Source organism: Aeromonas sp. R7-5 (assembly GCF_040908015.1).
GTDB classification, from domain to species: domain Bacteria; phylum Pseudomonadota; class Gammaproteobacteria; order Enterobacterales; family Aeromonadaceae; genus Aeromonas; species Aeromonas caviae.
This window is the reverse complement of the sequence record NZ_JBFOCZ010000035.1, coordinates 161,851-187,951: the sequence shown is the minus strand read 5'-3', so window position 1 is coordinate 187,951 and position 26,101 is coordinate 161,851. Positions and strand designations below refer to the sequence as shown.

28 protein-coding genes are annotated in these 26,101 nt (G+C 62.6%); 6 read left to right on the top strand and 22 right to left on the bottom strand.

Translation table 11 applies throughout. The annotated features are described in order from the left end of the window. Positions 1-55: 55 nt before the first annotated feature. The 9 genes from recO to rpoE form a co-directional block, all read right to left on the bottom strand. Positions 56-766 carry a DNA repair protein RecO gene (recO, locus tag AB5Y53_RS20790; protein ID WP_039040537.1) on the bottom strand — a complete coding sequence of 237 codons (711 nt, stop codon included), beginning with the start codon at positions 764-766 and terminating at the stop codon, positions 56-58. Beyond that, positions 767-1,666, bottom strand: a complete 900-nt coding sequence (era, locus tag AB5Y53_RS20785) for a GTPase Era (RefSeq protein ID WP_041211854.1) — start codon at positions 1,664-1,666, stop codon at positions 767-769. A gap of 61 nt (positions 1,667-1,727) precedes the next feature. Then, positions 1,728-2,399 carry a ribonuclease III gene (rnc, locus tag AB5Y53_RS20780; protein WP_010675639.1) on the bottom strand — a complete coding sequence of 224 codons (672 nt, stop codon included), beginning with the start codon at positions 2,397-2,399 and terminating at the stop codon, positions 1,728-1,730. Beyond that, a complete protein-coding gene (gene lepB, locus AB5Y53_RS20775; RefSeq protein WP_368183119.1) occupies positions 2,400-3,338 on the bottom strand; it encodes a signal peptidase I in 939 nt (312 codons plus the stop codon). 3 nt (positions 3,339-3,341) lie between these two features. Then, positions 3,342-5,135 (bottom strand): translation elongation factor 4, encoded by a 1,794-nt coding sequence (lepA, locus tag AB5Y53_RS20770; protein ID WP_010675641.1) that lies wholly within the window; start codon positions 5,133-5,135, stop codon positions 3,342-3,344. A 159-nt stretch (positions 5,136-5,294) separates the two neighbouring features. Next, entirely contained in the window at positions 5,295-5,756 is a 462-nt protein-coding gene (locus AB5Y53_RS20765; protein ID WP_039040538.1) for a SoxR reducing system RseC family protein, read from the bottom strand. A 90-nt stretch (positions 5,757-5,846) separates the two neighbouring features. Next, positions 5,847-6,827 (bottom strand): MucB/RseB C-terminal domain-containing protein, encoded by a 981-nt coding sequence (locus tag AB5Y53_RS20760; RefSeq protein WP_010675643.1) that lies wholly within the window; start codon positions 6,825-6,827, stop codon positions 5,847-5,849. 21 nt (positions 6,828-6,848) lie between these two features. Beyond that, positions 6,849-7,436, bottom strand: a complete 588-nt coding sequence (locus tag AB5Y53_RS20755; RefSeq protein ID WP_041211670.1) for a sigma-E factor negative regulatory protein — start codon at positions 7,434-7,436, stop codon at positions 6,849-6,851. A gap of 22 nt (positions 7,437-7,458) precedes the next feature. Next, positions 7,459-8,040: an RNA polymerase sigma factor RpoE gene (gene rpoE / locus AB5Y53_RS20750; protein WP_010675645.1), complete on the bottom strand. Its 582-nt coding sequence runs from the start codon at positions 8,038-8,040 to the stop codon at positions 7,459-7,461. Between the two features lie 181 nt (positions 8,041-8,221). Between rpoE and nadB the strand changes: the two genes are divergently transcribed. Continuing rightward, positions 8,222-9,829, top strand: coding sequence for an L-aspartate oxidase (gene nadB / locus AB5Y53_RS20745; RefSeq protein WP_010675646.1), 1,608 nt, complete (start codon positions 8,222-8,224; stop codon positions 9,827-9,829). Between the two features lie 120 nt (positions 9,830-9,949). On the opposite strand, the gene AB5Y53_RS20740 is transcribed toward nadB, so the two are convergent. Beyond that, positions 9,950-10,321 (bottom strand): protein YgfX, encoded by a 372-nt coding sequence (locus AB5Y53_RS20740; RefSeq protein WP_104454757.1) that lies wholly within the window; start codon positions 10,319-10,321, stop codon positions 9,950-9,952. Positions 10,322-10,379: 58 nt separating this feature from the next. After that, positions 10,380-10,649: a succinate dehydrogenase assembly factor 2 gene (locus AB5Y53_RS20735; protein ID WP_041213909.1), complete on the bottom strand. Its 270-nt coding sequence runs from the start codon at positions 10,647-10,649 to the stop codon at positions 10,380-10,382. A gap of 113 nt (positions 10,650-10,762) precedes the next feature. Between AB5Y53_RS20735 and ygfZ the strand changes: the two genes are divergently transcribed. Further along, complete coding sequence (gene ygfZ / locus AB5Y53_RS20730; RefSeq protein ID WP_368183118.1) at positions 10,763-11,674, top strand: tRNA-modifying protein YgfZ; 912 nt, start codon at positions 10,763-10,765, stop codon at positions 11,672-11,674. Between the two features lie 7 nt (positions 11,675-11,681). Here ygfZ and AB5Y53_RS20725 read toward each other — a convergent pair whose 3' ends face one another. After that, positions 11,682-12,563 (bottom strand): LysR family transcriptional regulator, encoded by an 882-nt coding sequence (locus AB5Y53_RS20725; RefSeq protein ID WP_010675650.1) that lies wholly within the window; start codon positions 12,561-12,563, stop codon positions 11,682-11,684. A gap of 124 nt (positions 12,564-12,687) precedes the next feature. Here AB5Y53_RS20725 and AB5Y53_RS20720 point away from each other — a divergent pair, with 124 nt between their 5' ends. Beyond that, on the top strand, positions 12,688-13,125 hold the full coding sequence (locus AB5Y53_RS20720) for a PACE efflux transporter (RefSeq protein WP_039040541.1): 438 nt from the start codon (positions 12,688-12,690) through the stop codon (positions 13,123-13,125). Positions 13,126-13,195: 70 nt separating this feature from the next. On the opposite strand, the gene AB5Y53_RS20715 is transcribed toward AB5Y53_RS20720, so the two are convergent. Further along, positions 13,196-13,537 carry a hypothetical protein gene (locus AB5Y53_RS20715; RefSeq protein WP_010675652.1) on the bottom strand — a complete coding sequence of 114 codons (342 nt, stop codon included), beginning with the start codon at positions 13,535-13,537 and terminating at the stop codon, positions 13,196-13,198. A gap of 183 nt (positions 13,538-13,720) precedes the next feature. Here AB5Y53_RS20715 and cutA point away from each other — a divergent pair, with 183 nt between their 5' ends. The 3 genes from cutA (at position 13,721) to AB5Y53_RS20700 (ending at position 16,363) form a co-directional block, all read left to right on the top strand. Then, positions 13,721-14,038 (top strand): divalent-cation tolerance protein CutA, encoded by a 318-nt coding sequence (gene cutA / locus AB5Y53_RS20710; protein WP_010675653.1) that lies wholly within the window; start codon positions 13,721-13,723, stop codon positions 14,036-14,038. Continuing rightward, on the top strand, positions 14,035-15,813 hold the full coding sequence (locus tag AB5Y53_RS20705; protein WP_368183117.1) for a protein-disulfide reductase DsbD: 1,779 nt from the start codon (positions 14,035-14,037) through the stop codon (positions 15,811-15,813). Before cutA ends, AB5Y53_RS20705 begins: the two co-directional genes overlap by 4 nt. Positions 15,814-15,937: 124 nt before the next feature. Further along, positions 15,938-16,363 (top strand): hypothetical protein, encoded by a 426-nt coding sequence (locus tag AB5Y53_RS20700; protein ID WP_039040544.1) that lies wholly within the window; start codon positions 15,938-15,940, stop codon positions 16,361-16,363. A gap of 18 nt (positions 16,364-16,381) precedes the next feature. Here the strand turns inward: AB5Y53_RS20700 and AB5Y53_RS20695 are convergent, their stop codons facing one another. The 9 genes from AB5Y53_RS20695 to AB5Y53_RS20655 form a co-directional block, all read right to left on the bottom strand. Beyond that, complete coding sequence (locus AB5Y53_RS20695; protein ID WP_041213912.1) at positions 16,382-17,683, bottom strand: FAD-binding oxidoreductase; 1,302 nt, start codon at positions 17,681-17,683, stop codon at positions 16,382-16,384. 153 nt (positions 17,684-17,836) lie between these two features. Continuing rightward, entirely contained in the window at positions 17,837-18,916 is a 1,080-nt protein-coding gene (gene fbaA / locus AB5Y53_RS20690) for a class II fructose-bisphosphate aldolase (protein WP_045522008.1), read from the bottom strand. Positions 18,917-19,031: 115 nt separating this feature from the next. Continuing rightward, positions 19,032-20,195 carry a phosphoglycerate kinase gene (locus AB5Y53_RS20685; protein ID WP_368183116.1) on the bottom strand — a complete coding sequence of 388 codons (1,164 nt, stop codon included), beginning with the start codon at positions 20,193-20,195 and terminating at the stop codon, positions 19,032-19,034. Positions 20,196-20,261: 66 nt separating this feature from the next. Then, entirely contained in the window at positions 20,262-21,272 is a 1,011-nt protein-coding gene (gene epd / locus AB5Y53_RS20680; RefSeq protein ID WP_010675660.1) for an erythrose-4-phosphate dehydrogenase, read from the bottom strand. A 50-nt stretch (positions 21,273-21,322) separates the two neighbouring features. After that, positions 21,323-22,252, bottom strand: coding sequence for an ROK family protein (locus AB5Y53_RS20675; protein WP_368183115.1), 930 nt, complete (start codon positions 22,250-22,252; stop codon positions 21,323-21,325). A 152-nt stretch (positions 22,253-22,404) separates the two neighbouring features. Continuing rightward, positions 22,405-23,472 (bottom strand): uroporphyrinogen decarboxylase, encoded by a 1,068-nt coding sequence (gene hemE / locus AB5Y53_RS20670; protein WP_042016218.1) that lies wholly within the window; start codon positions 23,470-23,472, stop codon positions 22,405-22,407. A 139-nt stretch (positions 23,473-23,611) separates the two neighbouring features. Continuing rightward, positions 23,612-24,391, bottom strand: a complete 780-nt coding sequence (gene nudC / locus AB5Y53_RS20665) for an NAD(+) diphosphatase (RefSeq protein ID WP_319885492.1) — start codon at positions 24,389-24,391, stop codon at positions 23,612-23,614. A 165-nt stretch (positions 24,392-24,556) separates the two neighbouring features. Continuing rightward, positions 24,557-25,162: a TIGR04211 family SH3 domain-containing protein gene (locus AB5Y53_RS20660; RefSeq protein WP_010675664.1), complete on the bottom strand. Its 606-nt coding sequence runs from the start codon at positions 25,160-25,162 to the stop codon at positions 24,557-24,559. A gap of 152 nt (positions 25,163-25,314) precedes the next feature. Beyond that, positions 25,315-26,067 (bottom strand): potassium channel family protein, encoded by a 753-nt coding sequence (locus AB5Y53_RS20655; protein ID WP_227263337.1) that lies wholly within the window; start codon positions 26,065-26,067, stop codon positions 25,315-25,317. Between the last annotated feature and the right edge of the window lie 34 nt (positions 26,068-26,101).

The following is a 26,101-nucleotide window of genomic DNA, read 5'->3' as shown; positions in this document are numbered from 1 at the left end:
TTATTGTTCATGAAAGGCGATGTCATAAACACAAAACATCACCAGATTATAAAAATCAGCTTGAAACACTGCCTTTTCGCTTCAAAAAGAGCTCCCTGCTCTTCAGTTGACGCTTGCCGAGATAGGGCTGCAGCGCCAGCCGGCTGAAACGCTTGGCCGCCTGCAGCAAGGGAGGCGTGTCGAAACGCCCCTCGGCGAAGGCCAGCAGGTGGGCGCCGAGGAACAGGGTACGGGGATCCGGCGCCCGCTCGCAAGCGACAAAGCCGAGCTCCCGCTCGAAGCCGTAGAGCAGGGTAGGGTCGATGGGGGAGTCGTCGTCCGCGGCATATTCGAAGTCCACCGCGTAGCCCAGGGCCTGCAGCAGCAGGAACTCGAAGCGGCGCAGGGGCAGCTCCGGGGTCTCGCCGTCCGCCAGGGCCATGATGGCACGGGCATAGGCGTCGAACACCTCGGGGAAGGGGGTGTGCGCTTCCAGCAGGTAGTAGACCAGCTCGTTGAGATAGAGGCCGTAGAAGAGACGATCCCCCCCGAGGCGCAACGAGTGATCCGGGCACTCCACCTGGGTGAGGTTCTTGAGATCCCCCTTGCCGCGCCAGGCAATGGTGAGCAGGGTGAAGGGCTGAAGCAGCCCCTTCAGAGAGGAGCGTGGCCCGCGGGAACCGCGAGCCACCAGGGTGAATCGACCGCTATCCTGGGTGAAGACCTCGACCAGCTGGCTGGTCTCCCGATAGGGCCGACTGTGGATGACGAAAGCCGGGGTCAGCAATCAGTCGTCGCCATACCCGAGGCTGCGCAGGGCCCGCTCGTCGTCGGCCCAGCCGGACTTGACCTTGACCCACAGCTCGAGATGCACCTTGTTCTGGAACAGCCGTTCCATGTCGATGCGCGCCTCTGTGCCGATGGTCTTGATCTTCTCGCCCTTGTTGCCGATGACCATTTTCTTCTGGCCTTCGCGCTCCACCAGGATGAGCCCGTGGATGTGGTAGAGACCGGTCTCCTCCACCTTGAAGCGCTCGATCTCCACCGTCACCGAATAGGGCAGCTCCTCGCCGGTGAAGCGCATCAGCTTCTCGCGGATGATCTCGGAGGCCATGAAGCGGGAAGAGCGGTCGGTCACGTAATCTTCCGGGAAGAAGTGGACGTTCTCCGGCAGCAGATCCTTGGCCCACTCGCGGATCTTCTCCACGTTGGTGCCCTTCTCGGCACTGATGGGCAGGATGTGGGCAAAGTTCATCTGCTGACCCAGCCACTCGAGGTGCGGCAGCAGATCCTCTTTCTCCTTGACGTTGTCGATCTTGTTGACCGCCAGCACCACGGGGCACTTGAGGTGGCGCAGCTTGCCCAGCACCATCTCGTCATCCTTGGTCCAGTGGGTGCCGTCCACCACGAACACCACCATGGCCACGTCCCCCAGGGAACTGGTGGCGGCGCGGTTCATCAGGCGGTTGATGGCCCGCTTCTCCTCGATGTGCAGACCCGGGGTATCCACATAGATGGTCTGATGGTTCTCCTCGGTGTCGATCCCCAGGATCCGGTGACGGGTAGTCTGGGGCTTCTTCGAGGTGATGCTGACCTTCTGGCCGAGCAACTTGTTGAGCAGGGTGGACTTGCCCACGTTGGGGCGGCCCACGATGGCGACAAAGCCGCAATAGGTGGTATCTGTCATGACCGCGTTCCCAATGCTGATGGAGTGAAATGAGCGCACAGTGCCGGATCCGTCATGGTGCTCATGACAGTCGTTCCAGTGCTTGCTGCGCCGCGGCCTGTTCGGCCTTGCGGCGGCTGGAGCCGATCCCGACCAGGGGGCCATCCAGCCCATCCACTTCGCACTGGACGGTGAACTCCTGGTTGTGGGCCTCGCCCTTGACGTTGGTCACCGTATAGGTCGGCAGGGATTTGCGGCTGCCCTGCAGGATCTCTTGCAGACGGGTCTTGGGATCCTTCTGTTCGATCCCGGGCTTGATCTCGCCAAGGCGGCTGGCATACCAGCCGAGCAGGAGGCTGCGCACCCGCTCCAGATCCGTGTCCAGATAGATGGCGCCGATCACCGCCTCGACGGTGTCGGCCAGGATGGACTCGCGGCGAAAACCGCCGCTTTTCAGCTCCCCCGGCCCCAGGATCAGGTGATCCCCGAGGTCGAATTCCCGGCCCAGCTCGGCCAGCGTCTTCTCGCGCACCAGGGTGGCGCGCATCCGGCTGAGATCCCCTTCCGCTGCCTGCGGGAAGCGGTGGAAGAGGTCATCGGCAATCACCAGACTCAGGATGGAGTCCCCCAGAAATTCCAGGCGCTCGTTGTGACGGGACCCTGCGCTGCGATGGGTCAGTGCCCGGGTCAGCAGCTCAGGATCCTGAAAGACATGCCCGAGACGGGACTGCAGTCTGTTCATCTTGATATTCATTTACTTGATTCCGCCAATGCGGTTGAAGCGCACACCGGTCGGCACCCAGCTCGGCAAGCTGGACCCTTCCTCGCGCTCGAATTCGAAACTGATCCAGATGGCGACCGCCTTGCCCACCAGGTTCTGCTCGGGCACGAAACCCCAGAAACGGCTGTCGGTGCTGTTGTCGCGGTTGTCACCCATCACGAAATAGTGGCCTTCCGGCACTACCCACTCGTCGGGGTAGGTGCCGGGCTGACGATAGTAGCGGTCCACCAGGTCCGGCATCAGCGGGTTGCGCAAGGTCTCGTGGGAGACATCGCCCAGCTGTTCGGTGTAGCGATCCAGCGGGATCCCCATCTGGCTGAACTCGCCGCGCTGCTCGAACTTGACGTCCAGCTTCTGGAAGCCGGGGCACGTCTTCCCTGCCTGTTCATCGCGGCTCTCTTCCACACAGCGCGGCCGGATCATCAGCTCCTTGTTGCGATAGATGACCCGATCGCCGGGCATGCCGACCACCCGCTTGATGTAGTCCACCCGGGTATCCAGCGGATACTTGAAGACCACCACATCACCGCGCTTCGGCTCGCCGGTCTCGAGGAACTTGGTGTTGGTCACCGGGTCCTTGAGGCCGTAGGCAAACTTCTCCACCAGGATGAAGTCGCCCACCAGCAGGGTCGGCATCATGGAGCCGGACGGGATCTGGAACGGCTCGAAGATGAAGGAGCGCAGGATCAGCACCAGCGCGATCACCGGGAAAACCCCGCCGGTCTGTTCGATCCAGACCGGCATGGGGGCCACCTTGGCCAGTGTCTTCTCGTCCACATCCGGACCGGCATTGGCACGGGCGGCGGCAATCTTGGCTGCCCGCTGCTTGGCCCAGACCAGCTTGTCGAGCGTCCAGATGATGCAGGTCAGCAGGGTGACGACGACGAGGATCAGGGAAAAGGTGCTTGCCATCGATTAATCCTTTCCGACGTGGAGAATGGCGAGGAAGGCCTCTTGCGGCACATCCACACGGCCCAGGGACTTCATCCGCTTCTTGCCTTCTTTCTGCTTGTTCAACAGCTTCTTCTTCCGGCTCACGTCACCACCGTAGCACTTGGCGGTGACGTCTTTACGCAATGCCTTGACGGTGCTGCGGGCGATGATCTGGTTGCCGATGGCGGCCTGAATGGCGATGTCGAACATCTGGCGCGGGATCAGCTCACGCATCTTCTCCACCACCTGGCGACCGCGATACTGGGCGTTCTCCTTGTGGGTGATGATGGCCAGGGCGTCGACCCGCTCGCCGTTGATCATGATGTCCAGACGGACCATGTCGGAGGTTTCGAAGCGCTTGAAGCCGTAGTCCAGGGAGGCGTAGCCGCGACTGGTGGACTTCAGACGGTCGAAGAAGTCGAGCACCACTTCCGCCATCGGGATCTCGTAGGTCAGCGCCACCTGCTTGCCGTGGTAGACCATGTTGGTCTGTACACCGCGCTTCTCGATGCAGAGGGTGATGACGTTGCCCATGTACTCCTGCGGCAGCAGGATGTGACACTCGGCGATGGGCTCGCGCATCTCCTTGATGTTGTTGATGGCGGGCATCTGGGCCGGGCTGTCGATGTGGATGGTGGAGCCATCGTTCAGCTCGATCTCGTAGACCACGGTCGGTGCGGTGGTGATGAGATCCAGATCGTATTCACGCTCCAGACGCTCCTGAATGATCTCCATGTGCAGCATCCCGAGGAAGCCGCAACGGAAGCCGAAGCCCAGTGCCGTGGAACTCTCCGGTTCGTAGAACAGGGAGGCGTCGTTGAGGGAGAGCTTCTCCAGTGCATCGCGGAAGGACTCGTAGTCATCGCTGGAGATGGGGAACAGGCCCGCATAGACCTGGGGCTTCACCTTCTTGAAGCCGGCCAGCGCCTTCTCGGCACCGTGCTTGGCCAGAGTCAGGGTATCCCCCACCGGCGCACCGTGGATGTCCTTGATGCCGCAGACGACCCAACCTACCTCGCCACAACCCAGGCCGTCGGTGTCCACCTGCTTGGGGGTGAAGATACCGATGCGATCCACACCCCACACCTGACCGGTGCTCATCACCTTGATCTTGTCGTTCTTCTTCAGGGAACCGTTCTTGATCCGCACGAGCGACACGACCCCGAGGTAGGAGTCGAACCAGGAGTCGATGATCAGCGCCTGCAGCGGCGCCTCCGGATCCCCTTCCGGGGACGGGATCTTGGCGACGATCTCTTCCAGCACCAGATCGACACCGAGGCCGGTCTTGGCGGAGCAGCGCACCGCGTCCACCGCGTCGATGCCGACGATGTCCTCGATCTCCTCGGCAACCCGCTCGGGCTCTGCGGCCGGCAGGTCGATCTTGTTCAGCACCGGCACCACTTCCAGATCCATTTCCATGGCGGTGTAGCAGTTGGCCAGAGTCTGTGCCTCAACCCCCTGACCGGCATCCACCACCAGCAGTGCCCCTTCACAGGCAGCCAGGGAGCGAGAAACCTCGTAGGAGAAATCCACGTGGCCCGGGGTGTCGATAAAGTTCAGCTGATAGGTGTTACCGTCTTGTGCCTGGTAGTTCAGGGTCACACTCTGTGCCTTGATGGTAATGCCGCGCTCGCGCTCCAGATCCATGGAGTCCAGCACCTGGGCCTGCATCTCGCGATCGGACAGGCCGCCGCAAGTCTGGATCAAACGGTCCGACAGGGTCGACTTACCGTGGTCGATGTGCGCAATAATCGAAAAGTTACGAATGTGTTTCATCGAGCAAGAATCACTCAAAATTAAGTTAGGGTCGGATATGAGGGCAGGATTTTACTGGATAACCCGGTCGACGGCCAATCTTTAGTCGGCGGGCCCCACAAATAGCGCCTTGTCTGGCGGGCGTTGGGCACCTGGATGCCCTCCGCCAGACCCGGCCCCTCAAGAGAGATGACGGGTATTGAGCACCACCCCGAGCATGCGGGGACCGTATTCCCCCTGCTCGAGCCGGTCAGAAAAGTAACGAACCAGTAAAAATCCGATGGCGCCGCCCAGCAGACAGCAGAGGATGGTCACCCCCTCTCCCGCCGACAAGAGCGGCACCAGCCAGAGCTGGCCGAGCAGGGCACCCAGCAGCAGACAGAAGAGCGGCAGCACGTACACCAGGGCCGCACCGCGCAGGATGCTGGCCTGAGGGATGCCCAGGCGGATCTGCTGGCCCACCGCCACATCACCGGTGAGGGCGACCCGCAGCCGCTGCGCCTTCATGGGAAAGGCCTTGGCGACGGTGCCGGTCCCGCAGCTGGATTGTTGGTGGCAACCGCTGCAGGCGGATCGCCGCTCGCACTCCACCCAGGCGTGATTGCCGTCGATGGCCACTACTGTGGCCAGCTCTTCACTCATGTTACTCACCTGATGACTCCTCACAGGGGGCGGTGGATGCTCCGGATCTCAGCACGGCGGCACCCTCAGGGCAAGTCTCACGGCAAAGACTCACTGCACCGCCTCGTTGCGGGCCAGGGGCTGCACTGCCTCGGCGATGCGCTTGGCGGTTTCGGCTGGCACCTCGCCCACCACGGTGATCTCCACCCCGACCTCGTTGACGAAACTCACCAGCGAGGTGGCCCCCTGGCGAATCAACTGCTGGCGCACCGCCTGCTTGGGATCGACCCGGGAGACGTAGACGGAGAGATCCACCAGCCCGTCGGAGAGCATCATGTAATCCACCGGCAGACTGGTGCTGACCAGCTGATGCCGATCCTGAGAGAGCACCTTGAAGCCATCGGGCAACCAGGTCAGGTGCCAGTTGAGGGTCTGCTGGGGAGCGGGATAGGCATCTTCCAGCGCCAGCGCATCCGGCAGCTTGCTGCGTGCCAGGGTGACCAGCCAGGGGGCCGGCGCAGATTGCCTGTCCAGATCCACCCCCAGCACCTGCTCCACCAGATTGCCCTCTCGATCCACCATGTCCACCCGCAGCAGCAGATGGCTCTGTTCATCAATCCAGAGCACGAAGCCGTACTTGTCTGCCTCCTTGGGCACCAGCCGTACCACTTGTGCCACCAGGCCGGCCACCCGGCTGCGGCCCGCCAGCACGGGGTCATAACTCTCCATCACCCGGGGCAGCGGCATCCTCACCAGGCTCGACCACACCCCGGGGAAACGCGCCCCCTTGAGGGTGTAGGGTTCATGGGTGTTTTCGAAGAAGGTGTATTCGTTCTGGCGTTGCAGGAACTCCACGGCCTTGCCGTCGAGATAGCTCAGGTGAGCCACCTCCTTGCCATCGATGATCCCGTGGCTGAAACGGATAGGCTCGAGGCGCCCCTGGCGGGCCTTGACCATGGACAATTCGAAGTTTTGTTGCGAAACGGCACTCTGCATCTGCTGCAACAAGGCCTCGGCCGACAGATCGTCGGCCGAGGCCTTGGCACAAATCAACAGGAGAGAGGCCAGCAGGATACGGCTGGACTGGCGCACGATCTGATCCCTAAAAATGCGTTATTCCTGAATCTGCTTGTCTTGCAGCAGACGCTGTTGCAGTTGATGGTCGCGCAGGAAGGCATTGATGCGCTCGCGCTGCTCCTGCATCTGCTGCTCGCTCAGACCTTGCTGACGCACACCGGTCCGGCTGCCATCCTGGGGATAGTGCACGCTCACCGGCGCAGCACTGCCACCCACGGGTATGGTATTGAGCACCGGGCTGGTCGGCACACCATCCTTGCCCTGGTACTGCTGCACGCCGAAGATGACGGCGGCAGCCACGGAGGCGGCAATGGCATACTGCCCCACTTGCTGGCCAAAGCGGCGAACGAAGGGGATCACCTTGCCGGCGGGCTGCACCTGGGGCGCAGCAGGCTGTGCCGGCTTGGGCGCCAGTATGGCGGGTTCATCCTCCAGCGCCAGCATGATGCTGTCGCTGAGATCCAGTTGCAGATTGACCGGCAGGTCACCCCGCATGGCATCACCGATCAGATGGTAACGCGACCAGGTATCCTGCAGAGCGGGATCCGTTCCCAGCTCGTTCAGTACCTCGATTTCGCTGAGGTCGCCATCCATCAGGGCTGAAAGTTGCTCTTTATTTGCCATAAGTTTGCCTGTCTTTCCCCAGTTAATGCTCGATCAGAGGTTGCAGCTTTTTATCGATTGCTTCCCTCGCCCGGAAGATGCGGGATCTCACCGTACCCACCGGACAATCCATGATCTCCGCAATCTCCTCGTAGCTCAGCCCTTCCATTTCACGAAGGGTGATCGCCGTTCTCAAATCTTCTGGCAAGGCTTCTATGGCGGTAAACACGGTACGCTTGATCTCGTCGGTCAGCGCCAGGTTTTCCGGGGTGGCCACCTCTTGCAGGGCTTCACCACCACCATAATATTCAGCCTCGTCCGCTTCGACATCACTGCTGGGCGGTCTGCGCCCCTGTGACGTCAGGTAGTTTTTGGCCGTGTTGACGGCAATCCGGTACAACCAGGTGTAAAACGCGCTCTCGCCACGGAATGTCGGCAACGCACGGTAGGCCTTGATGAATGCCTCCTGCGCCACATCCGGTACATCGCCCGGATTGTTGACATACCTGGCCACCAGGTTGACCACCTTGTGCTGGTACTTGCGTACCAACAGGTTGAATGCATTTTTATCGCCACGCTGGACCCGTTCAACCAGCTGTTCGTCCAGTAGATTCTGGTCGCTCATCAGAGCCGTAAAACCCCCATCAGGTTATCGTTTTTCTTTTCCGGCCCCTTCTAAGCGCACAAGTTCAGACAGGAGGAATCAGGGAAAGTTCGCTTGCATTGAAAAAAATGTGATGCGGGCTGCATCACAACCCCCCTTGGGCTACCATGGGGCCAGTTCTTAATCCAGGCCAATGATACTTATGAAAGCAAGTGTTGAATACCTTTGCGACGTACTCATCATTGGCAGCGGTGCCGCCGGTCTGTCCCTCGCGTTGCGATTGGCAGACCAGGCCAAAGTCCTGGTTCTGAGCAAGGGGCCCATCAGTGAGGGGGCCACTCTCTATGCGCAAGGAGGCATCGCTGCCGTGTTCGACGAGACCGACAGCATCGAATCCCACGTGAGCGACACGCTCAACGCCGGCGCCGGGTTGTGCGACCCGGCGGTGGTGGAGTTCACCGCCCGCAACGCCCGCGACTCCATCCAGTGGCTCATTCAGCAAGGGGTCCCCTTCGATCAGGAAGAGGATGCCGAGGGGGAATCCCACTATCACCTGACCCGGGAAGGGGGCCACAGCCATCGCCGCATCTTCCACGCGGCCGACGCCACCGGCAAGGCGGTGCAGCTCACCCTGATCGACCAGGTGCGCGCCCACCCCAACATCCAGCTGATGGAGCGCTTCAACGCGGTCGATCTCATCACCACCCGCAAGCTGGGTCTGCCGGGCAACAAGGTACTGGGAGCCTATGTCTGGAATCGCAACGCCGAGCAGGTCGAGGTGATCCGCGCCCGCTTCGTGGCGCTGGCCACCGGCGGTGCCTCCAAGGTGTACCAGTACACCTCCAACCCCGATGTAAGCTCCGGCGATGGCATTGCCATGGCGTGGCGCGCCGGCTGCCGGGTGGCAAACCTGGAGTTCAACCAGTTCCACCCCACCAGCCTGTTCCACCCGGACGACCCCAACTTCCTGCTGACCGAGGCCCTGCGTGGCGAGGGGGCCTATCTGCGCCGCCCGGACGGCAGCCGCTTCATGCCGGAGTTTGACGAGCGGGCCGAGCTGGCCCCTCGGGACATTGTCGCCCGCGCCATCGACCACGAGATGAAGCGCCTCGGGGCGGATTGCATGTATCTGGACATCAGCCACAAGCCGGCGGATTTCATCATCAAGCACTTCCCGACCATTTATGAGCGCTGCCTCGCGGTCGGTATCGACATCACCAGGGAGGCGATGCCCATCGTCCCGGCGGCCCACTACACCTGTGGCGGCGTGATGATCGACAACAACGGCCAGACCGACATCCCCGGCCTCTATGCCATCGGCGAGGTGACCTATACCGGGTTGCACGGCGCCAATCGCATGGCCTCCAACTCCCTGCTCGAATGCGTGGTCTATGCCCATCAGGCGGGAGCCGACATCTTGGCCAAGCTGCCCACCAGCGTGGCGCCCCCCAGCCTGCCGGCCTGGGACGAGAGCCAGGTGGATGACTCGGACGAGCAGGTGGTGATCCAGCACAACTGGCACGAGCTGCGGCTGATGATGTGGGACTACGTGGGCATAGTGCGCACCAACAAGCGCCTGGCCCGGGCCAAGCGTCGCATCGATCTGCTCAAGCAGGAGGTGCAGGAGTACTACGCCAACTTCCGGGTCTCCAACAACCTGCTGGAGCTGCGCAACCTGTTGCAGGTGGCCGAGCTCATCGTCAACTGCGCCCTGGAGCGCAAGGAGTCACGCGGTCTGCACTACAACCTGGATTATCCGGACATGCAGCCGGACTCCAAGCCGACCGTGCTGACCCCGGATCGGGAATGACGCCGGATCAGGAATAAGGCCGTTGCGTTCGATTCGGGCGTATGCCCTCCCCCAGATGACCCCGCCCAGGCGGGGTCATCTGCTATGAGCGGCAGATGTGGCAGGCAGAGAGAGACGCCCCTAGCGGACAGCGAGGTGGATGGCGCGGGCCAGGGCGCGGTAGTGTGCAGGGGCCAGGGCATCGGAGAAGAGCCAGAGCTGCCCCTCGGAGCCCTCCACCGTCTTCAGCCGCAACCAGAGCACCCCGGGCAGGATGCGGCTGCGGGGATCCAGCCGATGGCGCGCCCCTTGCCACTCGAGCCACTCCCCGTCCCAGACGAGCACGCCGCTCGCCGCCGGATGGCGACGCAACGCGCGCCACAGGCCCAGCCCCCAGACAGGGAGGAACAGCCCCCATTGCCAGCCCTGGATCAGGCTGGCGACGGGCAAGAGCAGCAACAGAAACAGGATGCACAGCAACAGACGCTGCTGGCGGGAGGCGATCACGGGCATCACTACCCGCTGGGGAGACGCGAGGCTGGCCATGAGGGGTGGCGGTCGCGAGTCGGGCTCAGCGCAGGCTGTCGTGACGGGCCTGGTTGCGCTCGAGGATCAGGGGGATCATGGCGGCAAAATCGGGATCCTCGGGCACGCCGTGACCCATGCACCAGCGGAACAGCTCGGGATCCTCGCACTCCAGCAGGCGGATGAAGGTGCGCTGTTCGGCCTCGCCGAGGCCATCGAACTCGTGCTCAAAGAAGGGCATAAAGATCACATCCAGCTCGAGCATGCCGCGACGGCAGGCCCACTTCAGGCGGGACTTCTCACTTGGGTTCAACATGGAACTCTCCTTACAAAGACCGGGGAATGGTAGCAGCAGGATTTTCCGGCTGACAAACATTCCTTACGTCTTTACCATGCAGGTCACATACTTTCTGTCTCTGGAATCCCATCGTGAGCCTGCCGACCCCTCTTCTTCCTGCCGAGCCGACCCTGTTTTCCCTGACCAACCTGGCCATCACCCGCCTCGGCGGCCCGGATCGCGCCAAGTATCTGCAAGGTCAGGTCACCTGCGACGTCAACGCCCTGCAACCGGGCCAGAGCACCCTCGGCGGCCACTGCGATCCCAAGGGCAAGCTGTGGAGCGATTTTCGCCTGCTCTGCCTGGAAGACAGCCTGCTGATGCTGACCAAGCCCTCGGTGCTGGCCCGCCAGCTGCCGGAGCTCAAGAAGTTTGCGATCTTTGCCAAGGTCGAGATCGGCGAGTTTCAGGGCAGCCTGGCCGGACTGGCTGGTCAGGGGACAGACGACTGGATGGCACAGCACTTCGCGCTGACCGGCACCGGTCTGGTGGAGGGCGGCATGGCAGTCAGGGTGGAGGCGGACCGCTGGCTGCTGGCGAGCACATCTCCACTGGCCCTGAACCTGCCGGTGGGCGACGAAGGACTCTGGTGGGGGCTGGAAATCAAAGCCGGTCTCCCCCATCTGGAAGCGGTCCATCAGGGGGAATACATCCCCCAGATGCTGAACCTGCAAGCCCTTGATGGCATCAGCTTCAACAAGGGCTGCTACATGGGGCAGGAGACGGTGGCGCGCGCCAAGTATCGCGGCGCCAACAACCGCGCCCTCTTCGTGCTGAGCGGCACTGCCGCAACGCAGGTAGCCAGCGGTGACACCCTGGAGATCCAGCTCGGTGACAACTGGCGCCGCAGCGGTCTGGTGCTCAACGCCTGGCAGCAGCAGGGTCAGGTGTGGCTCACCACCGTGCTGCCCAAGGACACCGAGGCCGACGCCCGCTTCCGCCTCAAGCTGGAAGAGGGCTCCAGCCTCGGTCTGCAACCCCTGCCCTATGCGTTGATCGACTGAATCCCCCCTAGCGAGGCACCCGCGCCAGCAGTGCCTCCTGCAACCAGCGCCCCGCCTGCCCGAGCGGGCGGGCGCGATACCACTGCAACTCCAGCGCCAGTTCCGCCTCGGCGATGAAGTCCGGCTTGAGCACCACCAGCTCCCCCCGCGCCAGGGGCCGGTGCAGCAGAAACTCGGGCACCGCCGCCCATCCCAACCCCAGTTTCACCAGCTCCAGGATCCCGAGATCCCCCTCCACCCACCACACTTGCGCCGAGAGGCGGAAGCGATGGCGCTCCGTCCCCTCCCGCCGTCCGGTCACCATCAACTGGCGAGCCCCTTGCAGGTCGCTCTCCTTCAACGGCGTCTTGTGGGCCAGGGGGTGATCCGGAGAGACCACCAGGGGCATGGTGACCGTCCCCAGGGAGCGGGAGACCAGCTCCCGCTCGGGGTGCGCCTTCTGATAGCTGATGCCGAGCTGGGCACGGCCGCTCTTGAGCAGCTCGGTCACGTCCTCCATCAGCGGGAACAGCAGCTCCAGCTCCACCGCCGGGTAGCGGCTGGCAAACTCCTCCAGCAGGGAACCAAGCCAGGGCAGGTGGGAGTCATCGTCGATGGCCAGGGTGAGGCGCGACTCGACGCCGTTGGCCAGCTCGCCGGCGATGGCCTGCAGTCGCTCGCTCTGGGCCAGCAGCACCCCCGCCTCCTGACAGATGCGGGCACCCGCCTCTGTCAGCACGGGATAGCGGCCGCTGCGATCGAACAGCGCAAGGCCGAGATCGATCTCCAGGTTGGCGATGGCGGCACTCACCACCGACTGGGCCTTGCCCAGCCTGCGCGCCGCCGCCGAGAACGACCCGGTCTCGGCCGTCGCCAGCAATGCCTTGAAGTGTTCCAGTGAAGGGGTCATGAGCCTGCTCCGCCGTGCTGTTGTGTCGTCACATCTATCTATTTTAGCGATAGATACCAACGTGAATCTATCCGGTTTTGGCGATACATTGCCGCCATTCCCTGACCAAAGAGAGAGACAGACCATGCGTACGACCCGTGACCGCCTGCGCCACGCCATCGGCTTCGAATTGATTGGCCTGCTGATCGCCGCCCCGCTGGCCAGCTGGGTGACCGGCGTCGGGCTCAACCACATGGGCCCCCTGGCCCTGTTCTTCTCGGTGGTCGCCACCGTCTGGAACTATGTCTACAACATCGGGGTGGACAAGCTGCTGCTGCGCTATCAGGGCCACACCCACAAGGCGCTGTGGCAGCGGGTGCTGCACACCCTGGGGTTCGAGGGGGGCCTGCTGATCGTGGCCCTGCCGGTGATGTCCTGGTGGCTCGACATCGGCCTGCTGGAGGCGCTGGTGCTGGATATGGGCTTCGTGCTCTTCTACCTGGTCTATGCCTTCGTCTACAACTGGAGTTACGACAAGGTGTTCCCCATTCCCATGGGACAGGTGCAGAAGGCGCTGGGATAAGCGATTCGAGGGGTAAGGGCGAGGCACCATCATGCGATGGCATGATGGTGCTGAAGAGGGCCTCGCGGGGTCAGGCCTGGGCCTTGACCTCTTCCGGCGGGGTATCGTCCTGCCTGGTTTCCTGGCGCATCATGGCTTCGAGGTCGCTCTGGTACTGGTTCAGCATGCGCTGGGCCGCCACCATGTCCCCCTTGTGCAGGCGCTCGAACAGATGATGCTGCACCACGCCGTTGAGGTACTCCACCGTGATGGGTTGCTCCAACGCCGACAACAGCTCCTCTTTTTCCAGCTCCGCATTGATCTCGTCGACACTGGTACGCAGCAGACCGGCCAGTTGCACCAGCATGCGGCGCTCCCCTTCACGCAACAGGCTCAACATGCGGTTTCTCTGCTGCTCATTCTGTTGGGTCATACATTTCCTTACGTAGAATTGGAACAAGCCCGCTCATTCTGCCCTGTCCTTTTCACAGCGTCCATCTCGGGCGCATGACTTATTCCGGGTGCGGGGGGCCGGGTGCTATTTGCCCCCCGGCCCGGTATAGTAACGGCTGATCCAGGGGGCCCGTGCGCCCCGTTGCCGAGACCATCCATCCCTATGACCGACGCCATTCTGGTGCTCTGCACCTGCCCCGACGAGACCAGTGCAGACCGCCTCTGCGAGCAGCTGCTCGACCAGCGCCTCGCCGCCTGCATCAACCAGCTGCCCGGGGTTACCTCCGTCTATCGCTGGCAGGGCAAGACGGAGCGAACCCGGGAGATCCAGCTCGTCATCAAGAGTCGGGCCGCGCTGTTCGAGCCCCTGCGCCAGTGCATTCTCGCCCACCATCCCTACGAGGTACCGGAGATCCTGGCGCTCCCGGCAAGCCAGGGCCACCCTGCCTATCTCGACTGGTTGACACAGGAGACCTCATGACCGCCTCTCGCCCCCTCTCCTTCCTGCTGATGCTGCTGGGCCTGCTCTGCGTCCTGACGACGGCCCCCGCCCGGGCCAGCAGCCAGGATCTGCTCGGCAGCCTCGGCATCGAGACCCAGCCCAGATTCCTCAAGGTGGATCAGGCCTTCGCCCTCGAGAGCGAACAACAGGGTGATCGGCTGCTGCTCCGGATACGCATCGCCGACGGCTACTACCTCTATCGCCACAGTATCCGTGTGAAGGGAGAGAACCTCGCCTTCGACGAGCCCGTCCTGCCCCCCGGCACCGAGCACGAGGATGACTTCTTCGGCAAAAGCCGGGTCTATTACCAGGAGGTGCAGATCCCCGTGGCGCTGACCCGGGTCGGGGACGCGGCCAGCCTCACCCTGAGTTACCAGGGCTGCACCGAGGGACTCTGCTACCCACCGACCGACAAGCGGATCGCCGTCGAGCCCCTCGCCGCCCCCGCCCGGGCGGAAGCGGTGGCCAGCCTTCAGGGCACCGACGTGCCGGGCAGCCAGCAGGACAGGCTGGCGGCCGCCCTCGGCAGCCAGGGGTTCTGGATCAGCGTCGCCGCCTTCTTCGCCCTGGGTCTCGGCCTCGCCTTCACCCCCTGCGTCTTCCCCATGTATCCCATCCTGACCGGGATCATCGCCGGGGCCGGGCATCGCCTCTCCACCCGTCGCGCCTTCCTGCTCTCCTTCGTCTATGTGCAGGGGATGGCGGTCACCTATACCCTGCTCGGGCTCGTCGTCGCCTCGGCGGGCCTGCAATTCCAGGCGGCCCTGCAGCACCCCTATGTGCTCATCGGCCTCTCGGTGATGTTCGTGCTGCTCGCCCTCTCCATGTTCGGGCTCTACACCCTGCAACTGCCGAGCAGCCTGCAAACCCGTCTCTCGGGCTTCTCCAACCGCCAGCAGGGCGGATCCGTGGCCGGCGTTGCCATCATGGGCATGATCTCGGGACTGGTCTGCTCCCCCTGCACCACGGCGCCGCTCTCCGGGGCCCTTATCTACGTGGCCCAGAGTGGCGACCTCTGGCTCGGCGGTGCGGCCCTCTATGCCCTCTCCCTGGGCATGGGGCTGCCGCTGCTCTTGCTCGGCACTTCTGGCGGCAAGCTGCTGCCCAGGGCCGGCGCCTGGATGGATGTGATCAAGCAACTCTTCGGTTTTGCGCTGCTGGCGGTGCCCATCCTGCTGCTCTCAAGGCTCCTGAGCGACCTCGTCGCCACCCTGCTCTGGCTCGGCTGGGGGCTGGTGCTGTGCGGTTATCTCTATCACCACAACCAGCATCGCGCCCATTCGGTGGGCAAGAGCCTTGGCGGCTTCGTTCTGCTGCTGGCGATGATGGGTCTGGTGGTGGTGGGCAAGGATCTGCTGCTGCCACCCGAGGGGGCCAATGCCGCCGCCCAGACCCAAGCCCCCCGATTCATCCGCATCAAGACCCTGGACGATCTCAAGGTGCAGCTCGCCGCCGCCCGCGGCAAGCCGGTGCTGCTGGATCTCTACGCCGACTGGTGCGTGGCCTGCAAGGAGTTCGAGCACAAGACCTTCAGCAACCCCGATGTGCAGGCGCGCTTCAGCGAGATGGTGCTGCTGCAGGCGGACGTCACCGCCAACGACGACGCCGACGTGGATCTGCTCAACGGCCTCAACGTGCTGGGATTGCCGACCCTCATCTTCTTCGATCGCGATGGCAACGAGGTGAACGGCCAGCGGGTGACCGGCTTCATGGGGCCTGTCGAATTTCTCGGCCAGCTGGACAAGCTGCGCTGATACCGGGTGGCCCGTGCAACCGTGTGGGCCCCCGGTTTGACCGCCATTTTTCCGGCAATCCCTTGTATATGACCGACGCCGTGGCAGAATTTGCCCTTTCCCGTCTCGTTCGTCCGGAGTTTTGATGAAAAAGTGGTTCATCCCCCTGCTGGCCCTCTGGCTTTATGGCTGCAACGCAGGTCCCGGTGAAGAGACCATCCAGAGCCAGGTCACCGCCAGGTTGCAGGCGGGCACAGATGCTGACCTGTTCGATATCCGCGACTTCGCCGTGCTCGGCAAGGAGGAGCGGATGGAGGGGGTCTATCTGGTCAAGGTGAGCTATCAGCTCCACTTCAAGCAGGGACTGGATCAGTTGCAGGTGCTACACGACGAGGATCTCGTCTATGACAGGGTCGGCCCCTTCCAGCAGGAGATGGGACTGATGGAGCTCGAGCGCAAATATGGCGACTTCGAGGCAGGCCAGGCCCTGGCGCAGGAGACCCAGGTCTGGATGATGAAGACGGAGCAGGGCTGGCGCCTGGCCGAGCCAGACGCGACGCAGCAGGGATAATCCCGAGCCCCCCTCCCCCTAGAGCAGATCCTTCAGCCGATACCAGAGCATCCCGAGCGCCAGCAGCGGAGAGCGCAACGCCGGGCCACCCGGGAAGGTCATGTGAGGGACGCGGCTGAAGAGATCGAAGCCCCGGCTCTCCCCCTTGATCGCCTCCGCCACCAGCTTGCCCGCCATGTGGGTGGCATTGAGGCCATGGCCCGAATAGGCCTGGGCATAGAAGACGTTGGGATGCTGCTCGAGGCGGCCTATCTGGGGCAGCCGGTTGGCGCCTATGCCTATCATGCCCCCCCACTGGAACTCGATGGCGGTACCCGCGAGCTCGGGAAAGACCCGCAGCAGCTTGGGCAGCATGAAGGCCTTGATATCGCGGGGGTCACGGCCCGAGTAGTTGCAGGCCCCGCCGAACAGCAGGCGACCGTCCGCCGACAGCCGATAGTAGTCGAGCGCCACATTCTGATCGCACACCGCCATGTTCTGTGGCAGCAAGCGCTGGCGCAGGCGCTTTTCCAGCACCTGGGTGGCGAGAATGTAGGAACCCGCCGGCAGCACCTTGCCCCCGAGATCGGGCTGGAGGTCGCCCAGGTAAGCGTTGCAGCCGATCACCAGGTAGTCCGCGCTGACCCGGCCGTGGGCCGTGGTCACCTCGACCCGCTCGCCGTAGTCGATGTGGGTCACCCTTGAGTGTTCGAACAGGGAGACCCCGAGACTGGCTGCCGCACGCGCTTCACCGAGGGCCAGGTTGAGAGGATGCAGGTGACCGGAGCCCATGTCGATCATCCCGCCGATATAGCGATCCGACCCGACCACGGTGTGCATCTCCTCCCGTGCCACCATTTTCAGTGCGTGCCGGTAACCCAGGCTCGCCAGGTGCTCGGCATCCTCCTCGAACCCCTTCAGGTGGCGCGCCTTGGTGGCGAGATCGCAATAGCCCCAGGTGAGATCGCACTCGATATTGAAACGCTCGACCCGCTCGCGCACCAGCTGCACCGCTTCGATCCCCATGAGATCCAGCTCCCGCACGCCCGCCTCGCCAATCCAGCGGGCAAACTGGCTGGTATCGTGGCCGATGCCGCGGATCAGCTGGCCGCCGTTGCGCCCCGACGCTCCCCAGCCGATGCGGTTGGCCTCCAACAGCACCACCTTGTAACCGGCATCGGCCAGGTTGATGGCGGTGTTGAGGCCAGTGAAACCGCCACCGATGACGCAGACGTCCGCATCCAGCTCACCACTGAGCTCGGGCCACTGCCGATGGTCGTTGCGAGTGGCCGCGTAATAGGAGGCCGTGTGTTCCTGATGTCCCTGTCTTCCTGTCTGCATGCTCAGCATCCTGCCTGGTTGCATTCGTTTACTAAATTAAACGGATGTCATCGATAATACCCAGCCCCCCATCCCCAATCCAGCCCGTCAGGATCACAGAAATGCAAAAGGCGCCCCGAAGGGCGCCTTTTCATGCAATCAAGGTGCAGCGAATTACAGTACGTCGATGGCGTTCAGGTCGGAGAAGGCCTTCTCCAGACGCGCGATCATGGCAGTCTGACCGGCACGCAGCCATACGCGCGGATCGTAGAACTTCTTGTTCGGCTTGTCGGCACCTTCCGGGTTGCCCAGCTGGCCTTGCAGATAGGCTTCGTTGGATTTGTAGAAGTTCAGCACGCCTTCCCAGGTCGCCCACTGGGTGTCGGTGTCGATGTTCATCTTCACCACGCCGTAGGAGATGGATTCGCGGATCTCTTCCAGGGTAGAGCCGGAGCCACCGTGGAACACGAAGTCCAGGGACTTGGCAGGCAGACCGAACTTCTCGGAGACGTACTTCTGGGAGTTGTCCAGGATCTTCGGAGTCAGCTTGACGTTACCCGGCTTGTACACACCGTGCACGTTGCCGAAGGAGGCAGCGATGGTGAAGCGCGGGCTGATCTTGGACAGACGCTCGTAGGCGTAGGCCACGTCTTCCGGCTGGGTGTACAGGGAGGATTGGTCCAGGTGGCTGTTGTCCACGCCGTCTTCTTCACCGCCGGTGCAGCCCAGTTCCAGTTCCAGAGTCATGTTCATCTTGGCCATGCGAGTCAGGTACTCGCAGCAGATGTCGATGTTCTCTTCCAGAGACTCTTCGGACAGATCCAGCATGTGGGAGGAGAACAGCGGCTTGCCGGTTTCGGCGAAGTGCTTCTCGCCCGCGTCCAGCAGACCGTCGATCCACGGCAGCAGCTTCTTGGCGGCGTGGTCGGTGTGCAGGATCACCGGTACACCGTAGGCTTCGGCAACGGCGTGCACGTGCTTGGCACCGGAGATGGCACCCAGGATGGCAGCTTGCTGGCCTTCCAGCTTCAGACCCTTGCCGGCGGTGAACACGGCACCACCGTTGGAGAACTGTACGATAACCGGGGCTTTGACCTTGGCAGCAGCTTCCAGCACGGCGTTCACGGAGTCGGTACCGACGCAGTTGACGGCTGGCAGAGCGAAGCCGTTTTCCTTGGCGATGGCGAACACTTTCTGAACGTCATCACCAGTGATCACGCCGGGTTTTACGAAGTCGAAAATTTTCTTAGACATGTTTAATCGTCCTGTCTCGTATGCCGTTAATAAAAAGTGGGGGGTTCATCATGAACCGGCACAGCGGCCACATGATAAACGAAACGGGAGGCTTTTGCCCCCCGTCCCGGGTCAATTAGGCTTTGGCGCGCTGTTCCAGAATCTCAACAGCCGGCAGTACCTTGCCTTCTACGAACTCCAGGAAGGCGCCGCCGCCGGTGGAGATGTAGGAGACCTTGTCGGCGATGCCGAACTTGTCGATGGCAGCCAGGGTGTCACCACCGCCAGCGATGGAGAAGGCCGGGGAAGCGGCGATGGCTTCGGCGATCACCTTGGTGCCTTCAGCGAACTGGTCGAACTCGAACACACCGACCGGGCCGTTCCACAGGATAGTCTTGGCGTTCATGATGATGTCGGCCAGGGCCTTGGCGGAATCCGGACCGATGTCGAAGATCATGTCGCCGTCAGTCACGTCGGACACGGACTTGATGGTGGCCGGGGTGGATTCGGAGAATTCGCTACCCACAACCACGTCGGTGGTCACCGGAATGTTGGTTTCGGCAGCCAGTTTCTTGGCGGTGTCGATCAGGTCGTGCTCGCACAGGGACTTGCCGACGTTGTGACCGGCAGCAGCGATGAAGGTGTTGGCGATGCCACCACCGACCACCAGCTGGTCAGCGATCTTGGAGAGGGATTCCAGCACGGTCAGCTTGGTAGAGACCTTGGAGCCGCCAACGATGGCAACCATGGGGCGCTCGGGCTTGAGCATGGCTTTGCCCAGGGCTTCCAGTTCACCGGCCAGCAGGGGGCCTGCACAGGCAACCGGCGCGAACTGGGCCACACCGTAGGTAGAACCTTCGGCGCGGTGAGCAGTACCGAACGCATCCATTACAAAGACGTCACACAGGGCGGCGTATTTTTTGGCCAGCTCTTCGGTGTTCTTCTTCTCGCCTTTGTTGAAGCGGCAGTTTTCCAGCACAACCAGCTCACCGGCGGCGACATCTACGCCATCCAGGTAGTCTTTGGCCAGACGAACCGGGCAGGACAGTGCGTCTTTCAGATAGTTGACAACCGGAGCCAGGGAGAATTCTTCGTTGTATTCACCCTCGGTCGGACGACCCAGGTGGGAGGTGATCATCAGCTTGGCGCCCTTTTCCAGAGCCAGCTTGATGGTCGGCAGAGTAGCAACGATACGTGCATCGGAAGTGACCTTGCCGTCTTTTACCGGCACGTTCAGGTCAGCACGGATCAGAACGCGTTTACCCGCCAGATCCAGGTCGGTCATCTTGATAACAGACATATTCAGTCCTCTATATATTTTCAGGTAATGTTAAAAAAACAGTAACCTTGCGCCCGGTGCAGACTTTCAGCCTGCGGCCATCATGGCCCGGGTGGTATCCAGCATGCGGTTGGCGAAGCCCCATTCGTTATCGCACCACATCAACATCTTGACGAGGTTGGCATCGCTGACCCGGGTCTGGGTACCATCAATGATGCAGGAGTGTGCATCATGATTAAAGTCTACGGAGACCAGTGGCTCTTCCGTGTAGTCCAGAATACCGTGTAATGTACCTCTGGATGCCCGTTGCAGGGCTTGATTTACGTCACTAACTGTCACTTTTTTACGAACAGTAATGCTCAGATCCATGGCGGTTACATTGATGGTCGGTACCCGTACCGCGATCGCCTCGAACTTGCCGGCAAAGTGGGGAAGGATACGTTCCAACCCCTTTGCCAGCTTGGTGTCCACCGGGATGATGGACTGGCTGGCTGCCCGGGTTCTGCGCAAGTCGCCGTGATAGGCATCGATGACTTGCTGATCGTGCATGGCCGAATGAATTGTCGTAATAGTACCACAATTTATCTCGAATTCTCGATGCAATGTTTCGATGACGGGGACCACGCAGTTGGTGGTACAGGAGGCGTTGGAGACGATCCGCTCCCGCCCGGTCAGCACCTGGTGGTTGACCCCGTAGACGATGGTGGCGTCCACGTCCGCGTCCGCCGGATGGGAGAAGAGCACCTTGCCCGCTCCCGCCCCCAGATGCAGCTCGGCATCGGCCCGGGAGCCGAACACCCCGGTGCAGTCCAGCACCACGTCCACCCCCAGCGCCCGCCAGGGCAGCCTGGACGGATCCTTCTCGGCAAATAGGGCGATGAGATCCTCCCCCACCTGCATGCTGTTGCCCGCCAGTTGCACCGGATAGCGGAACCGGCCGTGGCTGGTGTCGAAGCGGGTCAGGTGCACCATGGCCTCGGGGGCCGCCAGCTCGTTGATGGCCACTATCTTGATGGTCTTGTCGCGGCCGCTCTCGTAGAGGGCCCGCAGCACGTTGCGGCCGATGCGGCCATAGCCGTTGATGGCAATCTTGATCATGGAAACGTTGTGTCCTTAGCTGCGACAAAGGGATGGGAGGAAGGGGCGACTCACGAGAGCAGTGCCTCACGAAAGACGCCGCGGGCCAGCAGTGCGGCACCGAATACCCCGGCGCTGTCCCCCAGAGCCGGCGCTATCATGGGGGTGGCGAAGCGGGGGTTGAACAGGAAGGGCAATACCGTTTCGCGCCCGGCGCGATAGAGGCTCTGCACATTGCCCACGCCGCCACCGATGACGATGACGTCCGGATCGAGAATATTGATCACGTTGGCGAGGGCCTGGCCGAACAGCAGGTGCAACCTGTCCATGGTGAGCCTGGCGACATGATCATGGGCACTGGCCGCAGCAATCTGGGCGAGCGAGAGACGGCGTTTGGTCCTGGCCTCGTACCAGACCTCCAGCGCCGGGCCGCTGATGAGGGTTTCGACGCAGCCGCGCTTGCCGCAGTAGCACTCTGGCCCCTCCGGCAGCAGGACGTTGTGCCCCCACTCCCCGGCGATGCCGTGGTGACCGTTGAGGATCTGGCCGTTGATGACGATGCCGGCCCCGACCCCGGTGCCCATGATGATGCCGAACACCACTTTTGCATCGGGATGATGCTGGCGCACCGCCCCCAGATGGGTTTCTGCCAGGGCGAAACAGTTGGCGTCGTTGGCGATGAGCACGGGGACGCCCAGCCTGCGCTCCAGATCTTCCTTGAGCGGCTTGCCGTTGAACTCGGTGGTGTTGCTGTTTTTCAGCAGCCCGGTCTGGGGGTCCCGGGCCCCCGGCGTCCCCATGCCGATGAGTGCAGGACGCTGACCGAGTTTGGCGGCACACTCGTCCACCAGTTTGGCGATCTGGCCCAGCATGTGCTGGTAGCCGCCGTGCCGTTCAGTGGGAATGCGGTGGCGCAGCAACACCTCGTCGCCATCGAGCACCACGCACTCGCACTTGGTCCCGCCAAGGTCGATCCCCCAATCCCACGCCTGCTTCTCCATCCAGCCTCCTGCCCCTCAACGACCCCATCCCGGCCACGACTGCCAACATGGGGGGTGCAGTGTAACCCGAGCAGCAACCAGGATGCAGCCCCCTGTGTCACGGACAGCAAAACGGGGCCCGCAGGCCCCGTTCATCACGCTGTTTGCCGCGCTCAGCGACCGTGGTACCGGGCGGAGAGCTCATGCACCGCGTTGACGAACACGCCGGCATGTTCCGGGTCCACATCCTGATGGATGCCGTGCCCCAGGTTGAAGACATGACCGTTGCCATGACCGAAACCGGCCAGAATGGTGGCGACCTCTTCGCGGATCCGCTCCGGGGTGGCGTAGAGCATGGAGGGGTCCATGTTGCCTTGCAGCGCCACCTTGTCGCCGACCCGGCGCTTGGCGTCCGCGATGTCGGTGGTCCAGTCCAGCCCCAGGGCATCACAGCCGGTGGCGGCGATCTGCTCCAGCCACTGGCCGCCGTTCTTGGTGAACAGGGTGACCGGTACACGGCGGCCCTCATGTTCACGGATCAGGCCATCGACGATCTTGTGCATGTACTGCAGGGAGAAGTCGCGGTAATCCCGCGGGGTGAGCACGCCGCCCCAGGTGTCGAATACCATGACCGCCTGGGCACCCGCCCTGATCTGGGCGTTGAGATAGCTAATCACGCTGTCCGCCAGCTTGTCGAGCAGCAGATGCAGGGTCTGCGGCTCTGCATACATCATCTTCTTGATCTTGGTGAACGCCTTGGAGCTGCCCCCCTCCACCATGTAGGTGGCCAGGGTCCAGGGGCTGCCGGAGAAGCCGATGAGCGGCACGTCGCCCTTGAGCTCGCGGCGGATGGTGCGCACCGCATTCATCACGTAGCCGAGCTCGTCTTCCGGATCCGGGATGGGCAGGGCCTGCACGTCGGCCATGGAGGTGATCGGGCGCTCGAAGCGCGGGCCTTCCCCGTGTTCGAAGTAGAGGCCCAGCCCCATGGCATCGGGCACGGTCAGGATGTCGGAGAAGAGAATGGCGGCATCGAGTGGATAGCGGCGCAGGGGCTGCAAGGTGACTTCACAGGCCAGCTCGGCGTTGCGACACAGGGACATGAAATCCCCCGCAACGGCGCGGGTCGCCTTGTATTCCGGCAGATAACGGCCAGCCTGACGCATCATCCATACCGGGGTCATGTCCACTTCCTGGCGCAGCAGGGCACGCAGGTATCGATCGTTTTTCAGCTCTTTCATCCCAGTTCCTGAGTCATGTCACGCATAAAATGGCGGACATGATACCACTTTGTGCAAGGCTGAGGGCGACCCTGACGCCGCACATCGCCGCAGGAGTGCAAAGATGTGAGGGGGCGCATACAAGCGCCCCCGTTTTCCCTCAACGCGCCTCGGCGAGGCACTGTTCGATGAGCCGCCGCGCTATGGTGCCATGAGGGGGCAAGCGCGGCAGCCGGTCAGCCTCAAAGAAGCCTGCCGCCACCAGTTCGTCATCCTGCACCCGGATCTCGCCGCTCTCGTAGTCGGCGGTGAAGCCCATCATCAGGCTGTGGGGGAAGGGCCAGGGCTGGCTCGCCACGTAACGCACATTGGTCACCCGGATGCCGCTCTCCTCGAACACCTCCCGCGCCACGCACTGCTCCAGATTCTCCCCTGCCTCCACGAAGCCGGCCAGCACGGTATACATGGGATCATCCGCCTGATAGTGACGGCGGTGGGCTGCCAGCAAGATGGCCGGCCCCTTGCGCACCGCGACGATGATGCAGGGGGAGATGCGCGGATAGACGACATGGCCGTGATGACACCCCTGGGCCCACTCCCCTTCCCTCGGGGTCATGGGGGCGCCGCACTCACCGCAGAAACGATGGGTTCGGCGAAAGGTGGCGAGCTGCCAGGCCCGTCCTGCGAGGCGAAAGCCCTCTTCGTCCCCCGCCACCATGAGCTGGCGCAGCGGGGCCATGGCCCCGGTCTCCGCCTCCGCCCCCAGATCCAGCAGATGGCAAGGCAGGCCGTCCCACTCGTCGAAGCGCTCGAAGGGGGCGGTGTGCAGATGGGTGGGCAAAACGGCGCGGGGCCCTTGTGGAATGCCCCCCTGTTCATCCAGCAGGACGAGGTGATCGCCCCCCAGCACGAACCAGAAGGCCTGTTCAGTTGATGACATATGATGAAGGCTCTTGTTGAGAATGCGCGCGGCACAGGATCGTTTGCCTCATCTTACGAGCGGGAAGGGCCGATGGCGACCCCCGACATGGCCCTCTTCTCGCCAGACACACCATGAAAAAAGGCCGCCTCTGGCGACCTTTCATCCTGTTGACCGCCCGGGCGATCAGTTCATCCAGCGCTCGCTGCTCTTGCGACGGCGCGGGAGCATGGGCAGGAGGATCCCGAGCAGGATGCCGCCCCCCACCATGGCACCACCGCGGATGAACCAGTCCATCTGCATGTCGTGCTCACGGTTGTCATAGCTCTGGGTCAGGGCGTCGTTCTGTTCCTTGAGGCTGCTCATCTCGGCGCTCTGGCTGTCCAGACGGGCTTTGAGGCTGGCGATCTCCTTGCTCTGCTCGGCGATCTTGCCATCCTTCTCGGCGAAGCGTTTTTCGTTGTCGCCATTGAGGTTCAGCAGACGGGCCTTGGCTTCGTCCAGCTCTTTCTGAACCTGGGGAAGACGTTCACGCAGGCTGATCTCCCCCTGCAGCTCGCTGTTCTTGATCCAGCCCTCGCGGCCACGACCGTCCACCACCTGGGTGAATCCGGCCTCCTGGTTCACCGCCTTGACCTCCAGCGGCTCACCGGCCTTGACGCTGCCGAGGATCCGGTACTGGGTACCCGGACCATTGTGGATATAGGTAAAGATGTTGTCTGAAACATAGCGGGTATCGGCCAGTGCCTGTTGGGCACACAAGCAGATCAGGATCCCGAGAAGGGCGCGCATGGTCGATCGATTCTCTTCGTTGGATTAGGTTGCAGGCCGAATGTTAAGCCGCCTGCGGGTCAAAGGACAAGCAAAGAAAAGCGCCATCTCCCCGAGTGAGAGCTGTCTCGCAGCGCCGCCGGTTTACGACGCGACCATTCCAGACGTCGCACCTACTTCTGTTTCAGCGCCTGCACCTCGGCGCGCAGGGCCTTGAGCTCTTTGAGCAGTTGCGCCTGCTGCTCGCTCTGCTGGCGTCGCCACACCGCGGTGTCGTCGTTGGTCTTGCCGGGATGGACGAACAGGCTGGCCATGAAGCCGCTGAGGGCGCCAAACAACCCCACGCCAAAGAGGATCAGCAGGCTGGCGACGAAGCGCCCCTCCTCCGTCTTGGGCACCAGATCCCCGTACCCCACGGTAGAGAGGGTCACCAGCGTCCACCAGAAGGCATCGTAAGGAGTCTGGATCTGGCTGCCGGGTTGCCCCGTTTCCAGCCAGTACATGACGCCGGAGCCGACCCCCAGCAACAGAAAGAAGAGGAAGAGAATGCCGGAGAGGGTGGTTTCGTTGCGTTCACGACGGAACATGGCCAGCAGATCCGGTCTGTCCCGGAGCAACTGGTAGACCCGCCACAGCTGGATGAGCCGCGCCCAACGCAGTTGTTCCACCATGGGCAGGCTGCCGGGCAGATAGAACCAGTTGCTCCTGAAGAAAGCCATCCTGTCGGAGGCGCGCGCCCAGCCATAGGCGAAGTGAGCGAGGAAGAAGTAGCAGATCAGACTGTCGACATCATAAAAGAGCTGCAGGGTCTGGGGGCTCAATTCACCGTGCCCCAGCCAGCGAGCGGCCACCAGGCAGACCGAAATCACGGAGAGAAACCCCATCAGCAAATCCATGGTACGCAAATGAGTTAAGTGATGTCGCATACATTTTCCAACTTTAAGCACGGTGCAAATTAAT